Here is a 12243-nt window from a genome sequence, read left to right on the forward strand (position 1 = left end):
GAGGGCGGAAGGGGGCCTCGGGCCCGTTCACTTCCGGGCGGCGATGGCGGCGAGGAGCTGCTCGACGGCGGCGGTCGGCTCGGCGAGCAGCGCGCGACACGCCCGCTCGGCCCGCTCCGGGTCGCCGCTCTCGATCGCGTCGACCAGGGCCTGATGGGTCGCCACGACCACCTCGGGCATCTCGTGGTCGCCGAACGCCGTCCGCATCGATTCGCGCACCGAGGCGCCGAAGTAGCGGTACACCTCGGTCAGCGCCGGGTTGTGCGCGGCCTCGACGACGGCGGTGTGGAACTCCAGGTCGTGCTCGACGGTCGCCTCGCGGCCGGCCCGCTCGGGGTGCGCCGCGATCACCTCGGCCTCACGGGCCAGCGCGGCCCGCATCCGCCGGATGTCCTCGGGGGTGTGCCGCAGCGCCGCCAGCCGGGCGGCCTCGGTCTCCAGCGCGGCGCGGACCTCCAGGACGTCCCGCACCCCGGAGCGCTGCACGCCGCGCAGCACGGCGGCCGGGTCGCTGGTGGAGCGCACGAAGGTGCCCTCGCCCTGCCGGGAGACCAGCATGCCCGCGTGCACCAGCACCCGGATCGCCTCGCGGACGGTGTTGCGTCCGATGCCGAGGCGCTCGGCGAGCTCGTGCTCGGTCGGGATCCGCGAGCCGACCGGCCAGACGCCGGTGCTCAGCTGCTCCCGCAGCTGCTCGATCGCGGTGTCGACGAGGGAGCGCCGCCCGGCGGTCTGCAGCGTGTCGTGGCCGCTGTGCGCGCTGCTCATGGCGGGCTCTCCTCCCCGGGTACGGGCGTCTTCGGGCGGTGTCCGGGCCGTGGACGGGCTCGGTCGTCGGTCATCCTACAACTGCTTGCCCGGTCATCCTACAACTGGCGGGCGAACAGCGCGGGAACCGTCCACGGCGGCCTGGCGTTCCTTCGGACGACCGGCGATCCGGCGAGGACGGAGCCCGGCCCACACCCCTTGATACGAGGAGAGCGTCCGCATGGTGTTCAAGAAGCTGCTCGGTGCCCTGGGCGTCGGCGGTCCCGGTGTCGACACCGTCCTGAGCACGCCGGTCGTGCAGCCCGGCGCGACGATGGCCGGCACGGTCGAGCTGACCGGGGGGACGGTGGAGGCGGACATCCGGGGGATCACGCTGACCCTGGTCGCCCGGGTGGAGATCGAGCACGAGGACGGCGAGAGCACCGGCCTGTACCCGTTCGCGCGCTTCTCGGTGACCGCGCCGCTGAAGCTGGCGCCGGGTGAGAACCGCTCGATCCCGTTCGCCGTCCAGGTGCCGTGGGAGGCGCCGGTCACCACCATCGCCGGGCAGCGCCTGCACGGCATGCAGCTCGGGGTGCGCACCGAGGTCGACATCGCGGGCGCGCTGGACAAGGGCGACTGCGACCCGCTGGAGGTCGAGCCGCTGCCGGTGCAGCGCCGGATCCTGGAGACGCTGCTCCAGCTGGGCTTCCGGTTCCGCTCGGCGGACCTGGAGGCCGGGCACATCCGCGGCACCGGGCAGACGCTGCCGTTCTACCAGGAGATCGAGTACTCCTCGGCGCCGCAGTACGCGCACGCCTGCAACTCGCTGGAGGTCAGCTTCGTGACCACCCCGGGCAAGGTCGAGGTGGTGCTGGAGGCGGACCGCCGCGGCGGCCTGTTCGGCGGCGGCGGGGACGTGATCCGCACCCATGTGGTCGACCACGGGCAGGCCGACGAGGACCTCACCGGGCTGGTCGACGGCTGGATCCGCGCCGCGCTCTGAGGTCCCCGCCGCGCCGGCCCGGCCGTCAGCCGTCAGCCGTAGGAGACGTTGCTGCAGATGTCGTCGTCGGCGGACCTCGCCCCGCTGACCACCTCGGCGGGCAGCGCCGCCGCCGCGCCGGTCGGCGCACCCGCGGCCCCGGTCGGCGCGGCGGCGGCCGGAGCGGCCACGGCGGCGTAGTCCAGGCCGAGCCGCACGCTGATCCCGGCCCCCCGGCCGGGCGCCACCGCGGCGCCCGGGAACAGCGCGGCGACCCGCTGCGCGTTGGTCCGCTGTCCGGCCCCGTACTCGACGGTGGTGGTCGCCGCCCGGGCGGTGCCGCGCGCGGTGGCCGTCGCGGCGACGGTGACCCGGGCCGCCCGGAGCGTCTCGGCGGCCCGGGCGGCCAGGCCGGGGGTGCCGGTGCCGTTGTGGACGGTGACCCTGATCGGCGCGCCGTCGGCTCCGAGCGTCGGCGTCGGCGGGGACGTCGGCGTCGGCAAGGACGGCGGTGACGGCGCGGGCGCCGGCGGGGACGGTGCGGCGGTGGCGTCCGGCTGGCGGCCGGTGGCGTCCTGGCCGTCGATGGTCCGGTCGGCCTGCAGGGTCCGCCACAGGGTGTCGACCGCCGGGTGCACCAGGTCGATCCGCGCGCCGCTGTAACGCCACGGCGTGGTCAGGAACTTGACCTCGTGCAGATCGATGTCCTTGAGCGTCAGCGCGAAGTCCATCAGCTTGGCGGCCGAGTCGAGGCCCGGGTCGACGGTCATCGACCGGGTGGCGGCGTCGGCCAGCGGCAGCAGCGTGCCGGGGTTGAGCCCCTTGGTCTTGATCCGGGCCAGCAGCGAGGCCAGGAAGGCCTGCTGGCGCTTCATCCGCCCGACGTCCGAGTCGTCGCCGATGCCGTGCCGCAGCCGGACGTAGTCCAGCGCCTGCTGCCCGGAGACCCGTTGGCGGCCCTTGGCGAGCACCACCTTGCCCTTCCGGCCCAGGTTGGGGTTGATGTTCCCCTCGTGGACGGCGTTCGGCAGGCAGACGTCGACACCGCCGACGGCGCCGGTCATCGCGGCGAAGCCCGCGAAGTTGACCTCGATGGTGTGGTCGATCCGGATGCCGGTGAGCTTCTCCACCGTGTTCTGCGTGCAGGCCGGGTTTCCTGCCTCGGAATTGCCCACCGAGAAGGCGGAGTTGAACATCTGTCCGGGCTGCTCCCGGGTCCAGGTGCCGTTCGGGAGCTTGCACCGGGGGATGGTCACCAGGGCGTCGCGTGGGATCGAGACGCCGACCGCGTGCCGGTGGTCGGCGTGGACGTGCAGCAGGATCGTGGTGTCGGAGCGGGCGCCGCCCTCGTCGCCGCCGCCGAGGTCGCCGTTCCTCCCGGCGCGCGAGTCGGAGCCGATCAGCAGCAGGTTGACCGGCCGGTGGCCCTGCGCGTCGGCGGACGGTTCGGGCGGGCGGTCGGGGGCGATGGCGTCGGGGTCGAAGGACCGGAGGTTGCCGTTCAGCCGGTAGTACACCGCCCCGCCGGCGCCGGCCAGGGCCACCAGCACCCCGGCCACCGACCAGGCGATCAGCCGCCGGGCGCCGCCCCGGGCGCCGCGCGGGCGGCCCTGCGGGGCGGCCCGCCGGCGGGCCTGGGTGATCCGGCCCTGGGCGGCGCGCTTCTGGTCCGTACGGCTCCGGTCGGCACGGCTCTGGTCGGTACGGGCTTGTGCGGTACGGGTCTGCGCGGCGTGGCGGGCCTCGGCCCGGCCGCCGGTGCGCGGCGCCGGGAACCGGCCGGGGGCGTCCTCGGGGGGTTCGGTCCGGACGCCGCCGTCGGCACGCCGCCGCCCAGCCGGATCCGGCGGGCTCTGGTCCCACTGGACTGACATGGCGCGCACCTCTCAGGGGCGGAAGCGGGCAACCCTGGGAGCATACAAACTCCGCGGGTGCCGCCCGGCGGCCCGAGACGGCCGCACCCCCGCCGACCCGCGGCTTCGCCGTACCGGCTCACCGCAGGGTCACTCCAACGGCTGAACCGGCGGCGGCCGGAACGGGGTTCACCCGGCCGCGGAGGGGTGTCGGACCAAGGGGCCGTCAGGCCGGGTACAGCCGCTCCAGCACGGCCGCGACGCCGTCCTCGTCATTGCTCAGGGTGACCTCGTCGGCGACCGAGAGCAGCTCCTGGTGCGAGTTGGCCATCGCGACGCCGTGCCGGGCCCAGCCGAACATCGGCACGTCGTTGGGCATGTCGCCGAAAGCGATGGTGTCGGTGGCCCTCACCCCGAGCCGGTGGGCGGCGACGGCCAGCCCGGTGGCCTTGGAGAGGCCGAGCGGCAGCAGTTCGACGATGCCGGCGCCGGCCATCACCACGCCGACCAGGTCGCCGGCCGCGCGGCGGGCGGCCTCGGCGAGGGCGTCGTCGGTCAGGGCGTGGTGCTGGATGTACAGCTTGCTGACCGGGGCGGCGAGCAGTTCGTCCCGCGCGGCCCGGACGACCGGCAGGTGGGAGGCGATCTGCAGCTCGTAGCCGGGGCCGGCCAGCACGTCGCCGTCCAGGCCGTCCTGGCTGGCGGCGACCGCCAGCGGGCCGGTCTCGTCCTCGATCCGCTCGATCGCGAGCGCGGCCACCTTGCGGTCCAGGGTGAGCGAGGTGAGCAGCCTGTGCGCGCCCGCGTCGTAGACCTGGGCGCCCTGGCCGCAGACGGCTATGCCCCGGTAGCCGATCTCGTCGAAGACCGGGCGGGCCCAGGCGGCGCCCCGGCCGGTGACGATGATGTGCAGCGCCCCGGCCGCGGTGGCACCGGCCAGCGCGGCGCGGGTCCGCGCGGAGACGCCCTCGGTGCTGTTCAGCAGGGTGCCGTCGAGGTCGGTGGCGACCAGCCTGAAGGGCAGGCCGCCACCGTCCGCGGGGGAGACGGGGCTGGGGCTGGTGATGCTCATGGGCCGTGGTCTCCCGGGAGTTGCTTCGTTGCTGCTGTCCGCGTCGCCGCGGTTCCGGCCGGTGCCGGTGGTCCTACTGGGCGGTCTCCAGGACGCTGCGGCCGCCGAGGTAGGGACGCAGCGCCTCGGGGACGACGACCGAGCCGTCGGCCTGCTGGTGGTTCTCCAGGATCGCCACGATGGTGCGCGGGACGGCGACCAGGGTGCCGTTCAGCGTGGCCAGCGGGCGGACCTTGCCCTCCTCGCGCATCCGGATGGCGAGGCGGCGGGACTGGTACTCGGTGGTGTTCGAGGTCGAGGTGACCTCGCGGTACTTGCCCTGGGTGGGGATCCAGGCCTCGATGTCGAACTTGCGCGCGGCCGAGGCGCCGAGGTCGCCGGAGGCGACGTCGATCACCCGGTAGGGCAGTTCGAGGGCGTTGAGGAAGTCCTTCTCCCACTGGAGCAGGCGGCGGTGCTCGTTCTCGGCGTCCTCGGGCGTGGTGAAGACGAACATCTCCACCTTCTCGAACTGGTGGACGCGGATGATGCCGCGGGTGTCCTTGCCGTAGGTGCCGGCCTCGCGGCGGAAGCAGGACGAGTAGCCGGCGTAGCGCAGCGGCAGCTTGTCGGCGTCGAGGATCTCGTCCATGTGGTAGGCCGCGAGCGGGACCTCGCTGGTGCCGACCAGGTAGCGGTCGTCGCCCTCCAGGAAGTACACGTTCTCGGCGGCCTGGCCGAGGAAGCCGGTGCCGTCCATGGCGGCCGGGCGGACCAGGGCCGGGGTGATCATCGGAGTGAAGCCGGCGGCGGTGGCCTGGGCGATCGCCATGTTGACCAGGGCGAGCTCCAGCAGCGCGCCGACGCCGGTCAGGTAGTACGACCGGGCACCGGCGACCTTGGCGCCGCGCTCGGTGTCGATCGCGCCCAGCAGCTGGCCCAGCTCGACGTGGTCGCGGGGCTCGAAGCCCTCGGCGGCGAAGTCGCGCGGGGTGCCGATCTCCTCCAGGGTGACGAAGTCCTCCTCGCCGCCGACCGGGGCGGCCGGGTCGATGAGGTTCGCCAGCGAGCGGAGCAGGCGCTCCGCCTCCTCCTTGGCCGCGCTCTGCTCGGCGTCGGCGGCCTTGACCTCGGCGGCCAGCTCCTTGGTGCGCTGGAGCAGGGCGGCCTTCTCCTCGCCCTGGGCCCTGGCGACGAGCTTGCCGAGGCCCTTCTGCTCGTTGCGCAGTTCGTCGAAGCGCGTGCCCGAGGACCGGCGGCGCTCGTCGGCGGAGAGGAGGGCGTCGACCAGGTCGACGTCCTCGCCACGGACGCGCTGCGAGGCGCGCACTCGGTCAGGGTCCTCACGGAGCAGGCGAAGGTCAATCACGGGGCCAAGCCTACCGGGCGGTGACCTGTCCACCGGTACCGGTTTTCCCCTGGGGATAACTCCCGCCGGCCTGTGGATAACCGCGGTGGGAAACCGTCCGGAGGCCGGTTATCCACAGGTTCGGGGCGTGGGCTGTGGATCGTGGGGAGGCGTCGATGGGCCGGGAATCCAACCGGGGAATTCAAGTTTCAAACCTGAATTGACCTTCTCGGGTGAGCGAATTGAAGCACTCGGACGGGTGATTTGCTGACACCCGGGTGACTCTGGTCCGATTAGTCATCTCTGCGACGCAAACCGATGATCCGACCGAAACGTGCAGTGGCTATACCGGTTTGTCGACTCATCCCCAGGCCTGTGGATAACCCGGGCCTGTGGACAGTGCCCACCCCTGTGGACAAGCCCCGCGGCGGGGCGGCCGCCCTGTGGACGGCCGCCCGGCGGGGTGGAAAACGGTTCGAAAAGGACACATGGCCGCCGAATGGCGCCCGGATGTCCGGCGGACGCAGGCGGTGTCCGGCGGCGTCCGGCGGTCTCAGGCGGTCCTCGGGGGCCCGGGCGGCCCAGGACGGCCCGGGGCGGACTTCAGATGTCCCCGCGGCCGTCGAGGCAGCGCGAGAGCCAGTCCGAGGCCGCGGCGAAATCCGCGTCCGTGGTGCCGGGCCGCCCGTGTCCCGCCGCCTGCCGGTCGGCGCGCGGATAGGAACCGAGGAACCGCACCTGCGGACAGATCCGCTTGAGGCCCATCATCGCCTCGCCCACCCGGCGGTCGCTGAGGTGCCCCTCGCAGTCGATGAGGAAGCAGTAGTTGCCCAGCCCCTCCCCGGTCGGCCGGGACTCGATCCGCATCAGGTTGACCCCGCGCACCGCGAACTCCTGGAGCAGCTCCAGCAGCGCACCCGGGTGGTCGTCCGGCAGCCAGGCCACCATCGAGGTCTTGTCCGCCCCGGTCGGCGAGGAGACCCGGCCGGGCCGCCCCACCAGCACGAACCGGGTGGTCGCGCTCTGCGCGTCCACGATGTCCTTGACCAGCGGGTCGAGACCGTAGATCGGCGCCGCGAACTCGCCCGCGAACGCCCCGTCGTACCGGCCCTCGGCCACCAGCCGGGCGCCGTCCGCGTTCGAGGCGGCGGACTCCCAGTGCGCGTCCGGCAGGTGGGCGGCCAGCCACTTGCGGACCTGCGCCTGGGCCACCGGGTGGCTGGTGACGGTCTTCACGTCGGACAGCTCGGTGCCCGGCCGGACCAGCAGCGCGAAGGTGATCGGCAGCAGCACCTCGCGGTAGATCATCAGCGGCGCGCCGGAGGCCAGCTCGTCGTTGGTCGCCGTGACGGCGCCCTCGACCGAGTTCTCGATCGGCACGAACGCGCCGGAGGCCTCGCCGCCGCGCACCGCGTCCAGCACCAGCTGCACCGAGGACATCGGCACCAGCTCCCGGGTGGCCGCCTCCGGCAGGGTGCGCAGGGCCGCCTCGGTAAAGGTGCCCGCCGGCCCGAGGTACGTGTAGCGGGTTGCCGACATGACGCCTCCAAGGGGAACGGGACCTGTGGGAAAGAACGGCGGATCGCCGGGAGGAGTCACCTTAGCCACTCCGTCCTCCTTCCGTGATCGCGGTCCGCTCTGTGGGAGGAGGACGGACAACCGGTGGACAACCGGCCGGCCGGGCCGGGTCAGTCGAGCAGGGTCTGCCCGACGTACCCGCCCTGCGGCGCGCCCGGCGGGACGGCGTACACACCGCTCGCCTCGTGCCGCAGGAAGCGGGAGAGGCCGTCGCCCCGGGCCAGCTTGCGCTGCACGGGGGTGAACCCCTTGCGCGGGTCGGCCTGGAAGGCGAGGAAGAGCAGCCCGGCGTCCGGCGAGCCGTCGGCGAGCAGCCCGTCGTGGTACGAGAACCCGCGCCGCAGCATCGCCGCCCCGCCGTTGGCGGCCGGCGCCGCGACCCGGATGTGCGCGTCCGCCGCAACGGCCAGCGCCCCGTCCGGCCCCTGGGCGGCGAGGTCCACCGGCGTCCGCTCGCCCGCGTCGGCGGGCGCGCCGAGCGGGGCGCCGTCCGACTTGCGCCGCCCGATCACCCGCTCCTGGCGGTCCACCGGCAGGGCCTCCCAGTTGTCCAGCAGCATCCGGATCCGCCGGAACACCAGGAACGAGCCGCCGGCCAGCCAGGCCGGCTGCTCTCCCCCGGCGGCGACGAACACCTTGGCCGCGAAGCCCTCCTCGGCGGGCTGCGGGTTGTTGGTGCCGTCGATCTGGCCCATCAGGTTGCGCCCGGTCATCGGGCGGGCGGTGGCGCCGGGCGTCCGGGCGAAGCCGGACATCTGCCAGCGCAGCGCCGCGGTGCCGGCCGCCTGCCGCTGCAGCACCCGCAGGGCGTGCACGGCCACCAGCGCGTCGTCGGCGCCGATCTGCACGAACAGGTCGCCGTCCCCGCGCGCCGGGTCCAGCGCGTCGGCCGGGAAGGCGGGCAGCGGCTCCAGCCCGGCCGGGCGGCGGTCGGCCAGGCCGGCCTTGTCGAACAGGCCCGCGCCGAAGCCGAAGGTGACGGTGAGCGAGCAGGGGCCGGCGTCCAGGGCGACCTGGTTGTCGAACTCGTCGGCCGGCTCGCCCACGGCCATCCGGGCGGCCGTCCGCGACCAGCGCCGCAGCAGCGCGCGCAGGCCGTCCCGGCCGACCCCGCCGGCCAGGTCGAAGGCGGCCAGCTGGACCCGGGCCTGCTGGGGTTCGAGGATCCCGCCCTGGTGCTCGCCGTGGAACCCCACCCGGGCGGGCCCGAGGCCGTCGCCGGCCGGGACCGGCGGGTGGTTCGGGCCGTGCCGGTCCGCGGTCAGGGCCGCGGCGGCGCCGGCGCCCGCGCCGGCCACCAGTGCGGCCCCGGCGGTGCCCAGCAGGGCCCGCCGGGTGAAGCCGGGGGCGGTGCCCCGGGTGGTGCCGTCCTGCTCGACGGTGCGGTCGGTGCTGGTCTCCATGAGGGTGGTCCGCCCTATCCGATCTTCAGCTGCTTGATCTCCGTGGTCTGGTCGATGTCGGAGGATCTGATGACCACCGACACCACCCAGTTCCCGGCGAGCGGCAGCTGCGCCGTCCCGGTCCAGCGCCCGGTGCCCTCGGCGGTCAGCGGGACGGCGAGCGGGCCGAGGTCGCGGTCCGGCAGGGTGAAGGCGAGCTCCACCTCCGGTACCTCGACCGGCTGCCCGTCCGTGCCGTCCAGCTTCAGGTGCACCTCGTTGGACCCGGTGCCCGCCGGGTTGAGGGTGACCGTCGCGGTGCCCTTGGCGTTCGGCGTGCGGCCCTTGGTGTCGTACGGGAGCGCGAGCTCCACCGTCCGGCCCGGCACCGTCTGCGGGGCGGACGCGCCGCCGCCGGTGCCGCCGGCCGCCGGGGCCGTGCCGTTGGCGGCCCCGGCCTTGACCTCGCCCGCCACCCGCCCGGGCGGGGCGTTGGTGAGCAGGGTGGTGGCGACCAGCACGGCCACCGCGACGGCCGCCTCGACCAGCACCGAGCGGCGCAGCCCGGCGCGGGTCGGGGTGAGCCCGCGGGCCCGGTCGGCGTTCGCCCGGGCGGCCCGCTGCCGGGCCAGCTGGGCCCGCCGGACCGGGTCGTCGGACTCCGCGCCGTCCTCGGCGCCGTCCGTGCCGTGGTCCGCGGTGGCGCAGCCGCCGGCCGCCACGGCGACCGCCGCCGGGACGACCTCGGCCGCCTCCGGGGTGGCCCGCAGCCGGGCCAGCCAGCCGCGGGACATCCAGGCGGCGCCGAGCATGGCGATCACGCAGCCGGTCTTCACCAGCAGCAGCCGACCGTAGTCGGTGCCGGTCAGCGCGCCCCAGCTGCCGAGGCCGCGCCAGGACTGGTAGACGCCGGTGCCGGCCAGCACCAGGACGGCGCCGAACGCGATCTTCGAGAAGCGGTCGGCGACGTCCGCGCCGATCCCCTCGCGCAGTCCGACCAGCAGGGCCGCGAGGCCGCCCAGCCAGAGCGCCATCGCGACCAGGTGGAGCATGCCGAGCGGCAGCGCGAGCCAGACCTGGATGCCCACCGAGGCGTGGTCGGCGCCGGCCCAGGTCGCCGAGAGCGCGACGGCCAGCACCAGTCCGGCCACCCCGAGGCCCAGCCGGGCGTCGCGCTGCGGGCGCTCGGCGGCGCGCCGCTCCAGCTCCCGCAGCTCGGCCTCCTCAGCGTCGCCGTCCTGCGCCGGCCCGGACCCGACGGCCTGTCGGGCGGGTTGTCCGGCGGCCCGTCCGGCGGGTTGTCCGAGCTGGCCGACCAGCAGCGACAGGAACACCCCGCTCGCGGCGAGCAGCAGCAGCCGGGCGGCCAGCGCGGTGCCGATCCGCTCGTCCAGGGTGGCGCGGACCAGCGACAGGTCGAACGCCTTGCCGATCCCGGAGCCGCGCTCGTACGGGCCGCGCAGCATCAGCACCGCGACGGTGGACACCAGCAGCGCCACCCAGCCGCTCATCAGCAGCCGCTGCACCGGGCGCCGGGCCGCCCCGGCCGGCCAGCAGAGCAGCACGAAGGCGGCCGCGCCGGCGAGCAGCGCGAACGCCCCGTACGCGACCGCCCGGCCGGTGCCGTAGAGCGCGGCGACCACGCCGTCCGCCTCGGCGCTCTGCAGCGCGGTGGTGGAGACGGTGGTGGCCGAGGGCGCGCCGATGGAGAAGGTGAACGCCCCGCCGATCGGGTGCGAGTCGTCCGACACGGCCCGCCAGGCGACGGTGTAGGTGCCGTTGGCGAGCCCGGCGCCGAGCCCGACCCGGGCGGTGTTGCCCTTGCCGTCGGCGTGCGCCGGGTTGCCCGCGTCCACGGCCTTGCCGGACGGGTCGAGCACCCGCACCGAGTCCGAGGAGAGCGAGACGGCCTCGCTGAAGGTCAGGGTGACGGACTGCGGCGCGGTGGGCAGGACGGCGTTCTGCCCGGGGTCGGTGGACTGCAGGGTGGCGTGCGCGGCGGCCGGTCCGGCGCCGCCGAGCAGCAGCGCGAGGACGGCGCCGAGCACGCCGATCAGCCCGGCGGTCCGCCGTCCCCGCAGTCCCGGTGCGATGAGCATCGTGCGGTCCCTTACTGCTGGCCGGGGCGGAAGGTGAGCTCCTTGACCGGCACCTTCACCGAGATGGTGCCGGTCCGGGTGAAGGTCAGGTCGAGTTCGAGCTCGTCGCCGACGGCGGGGGCCTTCTGCCATCCCATGATCATCAGATGGGTGCCGCCGCGGGCGAGCTGCAACGCGCCGTGCGCGGGGACGTCCAGCTTGTCGACCTGCTCCATGGTGCTGGCGGTGGAGCGGTGCATGGTGACCGAGGAGGCGCCGGGGCTGGAGACCTTGACCAGCTCGTCGCCCTGGCCGCCGTCGTTGCGCACGGTCAGGTAGCCGGCCGCCATCCCGCCGGCCGGCGGCAGCGGGATGTAGGAGTCGGCGACGCTCAGCCGGGCCGCCGCGGTGCCGGAGGGGGCGTCGCCGGCGCCGTCACCGCCGCCCGATCCGCAGGCGACCAGGAACGCTCCGGAGCCCAGTGCCGTCGCCAGCGCCGCCCCGGCGAGTGCCGTCCGGCGGAAGCCGAGGGCGCCCTTCACGCGGCGACTCCCTTGGCGAGCAGCGGCAGGTCGTGCTCGTAGGTCTTCACCTCGGTGCCGCTCAGGTAGAGCAGGTGGGCCTTGTCGTCGGAGGGCAGGAAGCCCAGCACCTGGGCGCCGTGGGTGGAGGTGACGGTGCCGTCCGCGTTGGTCACCGGGTCCTCGATCAGGATGCCGAGCGTCTTGGCGGCCGCCTTCACCTTCTCCAGGTCGCCGGTCAGGCCTATGAAGTCGCTGCCCATCGAGTCCAGCCAGGCGCGCAGCACCTGCGGGGTGTCGCGCTGCGGGTCGGTGGAGACGAACACGACGTTGACCTTCTGCCGCTCCTCCGCGGAGAGCTTCTTCATCGCCACGCCGATGTCGCCCATGGTGGTCGGGCAGACGTCCGGGCAGCTGGTGTAGCCGAAGAAGAGCAGCGTGGTCTTGCCGTTGGTCTTCTGGCGCAGGTCGTACGGCTGGCCGGAGGTGTCGGTCAGCTGGAGGTCCGGCTTCTCGAAGTTCTTGCCGAGGACGGTGCCCTCGTAGGGCGAGTCGGGCTTCTGCTGGACGACCTTGGCGGGGGAGGAGGAACCGCCCCCGTCGGAGCCGCAGGCGGTCAGGGTGAGCGCGGCGGCCAGGGCGACGGCGGCGGCGCCGGCCAGCCGGGCGGTGCGGGGGGTGCGGGCGGAGCGGGGCATGG

Annotated in this window: 10 protein-coding genes; 1 reads left to right on the plus strand and 9 read right to left on the minus strand. The window is 74.6% G+C overall.

What is annotated here, in order from left to right:
* Window positions 1-27 precede the first annotated feature (27 nt).
* Window positions 28-768: a FadR/GntR family transcriptional regulator gene (locus ACFCLZ_RS19930; RefSeq protein ID WP_380277823.1), complete on the minus strand. Its 741-nt coding sequence runs from the start codon at window positions 766-768 to the stop codon at window positions 28-30.
* Between the two features lie 220 nt (window positions 769-988).
* On the opposite strand from ACFCLZ_RS19930, the gene ACFCLZ_RS19935 reads away from it, so the two are divergent.
* On the plus strand, window positions 989-1753 hold the full coding sequence (locus ACFCLZ_RS19935) for a sporulation protein (RefSeq protein ID WP_380277825.1): 765 nt from the start codon (window positions 989-991) through the stop codon (window positions 1751-1753).
* Between the two features lie 32 nt (window positions 1754-1785).
* Here the strand turns inward: ACFCLZ_RS19935 and ACFCLZ_RS19940 are convergent, their stop codons facing one another.
* From ACFCLZ_RS19940 to ACFCLZ_RS19975, 8 genes are all read right to left on the minus strand, one after another.
* A complete protein-coding gene (locus ACFCLZ_RS19940; RefSeq protein WP_380277827.1) occupies window positions 1786-3606 on the minus strand; it encodes an LCP family protein in 1821 nt (606 codons plus the stop codon).
* A gap of 205 nt (window positions 3607-3811) precedes the next feature.
* Window positions 3812-4657, minus strand: coding sequence for an HAD family hydrolase (locus ACFCLZ_RS19945; RefSeq protein WP_380277829.1), 846 nt, complete (start codon window positions 4655-4657; stop codon window positions 3812-3814).
* A 73-nt stretch (window positions 4658-4730) separates the two neighbouring features.
* On the minus strand, window positions 4731-6005 hold the full coding sequence (gene serS / locus ACFCLZ_RS19950) for a serine--tRNA ligase (RefSeq protein ID WP_380277831.1): 1275 nt from the start codon (window positions 6003-6005) through the stop codon (window positions 4731-4733).
* A 582-nt stretch (window positions 6006-6587) separates the two neighbouring features.
* Window positions 6588-7523, minus strand: coding sequence for a prephenate dehydratase (gene pheA, locus ACFCLZ_RS19955; protein ID WP_380277833.1), 936 nt, complete (start codon window positions 7521-7523; stop codon window positions 6588-6590).
* A 149-nt stretch (window positions 7524-7672) separates the two neighbouring features.
* Entirely contained in the window at window positions 7673-8965 is a 1293-nt protein-coding gene (efeB, locus tag ACFCLZ_RS19960; RefSeq protein WP_380277835.1) for an iron uptake transporter deferrochelatase/peroxidase subunit, read from the minus strand.
* A gap of 14 nt (window positions 8966-8979) precedes the next feature.
* On the minus strand, window positions 8980-11043 hold the full coding sequence (locus ACFCLZ_RS19965) for a FixH family protein (RefSeq protein WP_380277837.1): 2064 nt from the start codon (window positions 11041-11043) through the stop codon (window positions 8980-8982).
* 11 nt (window positions 11044-11054) lie between these two features.
* A complete protein-coding gene (locus ACFCLZ_RS19970; protein ID WP_380277839.1) occupies window positions 11055-11564 on the minus strand; it encodes a copper chaperone PCu(A)C in 510 nt (169 codons plus the stop codon).
* Window positions 11561-12241 carry an SCO family protein gene (locus ACFCLZ_RS19975; protein WP_380277841.1) on the minus strand — a complete coding sequence of 227 codons (681 nt, stop codon included), beginning with the start codon at window positions 12239-12241 and terminating at the stop codon, window positions 11561-11563. The genes ACFCLZ_RS19970 and ACFCLZ_RS19975 overlap by 4 nt, the downstream gene beginning before the upstream one ends.
* Between the last annotated feature and the right edge of the window lie 2 nt (window positions 12242-12243).

It is taken from the genome of Kitasatospora purpeofusca (assembly GCF_042691725.1).
In the GTDB taxonomy this organism is placed as follows: Bacteria; Actinomycetota; Actinomycetes; order Streptomycetales; family Streptomycetaceae; genus Kitasatospora; species Kitasatospora purpeofusca_B.

Bases quoted from the DNA above. Each gene is read 5' to 3' on its own strand.
- ACFCLZ_RS19945 (WP_380277829.1), bottom strand. From the start codon at position 4,657: ATGAGCATCACCAGCCCCAGCCCCGTCTCCCCCGCGGACGGTGGCGGC.
- ACFCLZ_RS19940 (WP_380277827.1), bottom strand. From the start codon at position 3,606: ATGTCAGTCCAGTGGGACCAGAGCCCGCCGGATCCGGCTGGGCGGCGG.
- ACFCLZ_RS19975 (WP_380277841.1), bottom strand. From the start codon at position 12,241: ATGCCCCGCTCCGCCCGCACCCCCCGCACCGCCCGGCTGGCCGGCGCC.
- ACFCLZ_RS19930 (WP_380277823.1), bottom strand. From the start codon at position 768: ATGAGCAGCGCGCACAGCGGCCACGACACGCTGCAGACCGCCGGGCGG.
- ACFCLZ_RS19935 (WP_380277825.1), top strand. From the start codon at position 989: ATGGTGTTCAAGAAGCTGCTCGGTGCCCTGGGCGTCGGCGGTCCCGGT.
- efeB (WP_380277835.1), bottom strand. From the start codon at position 8,965: ATGGAGACCAGCACCGACCGCACCGTCGAGCAGGACGGCACCACCCGG.
- pheA (WP_380277833.1), bottom strand. From the start codon at position 7,523: ATGTCGGCAACCCGCTACACGTACCTCGGGCCGGCGGGCACCTTTACC.
- ACFCLZ_RS19965 (WP_380277837.1), bottom strand. From the start codon at position 11,043: ATGCTCATCGCACCGGGACTGCGGGGACGGCGGACCGCCGGGCTGATC.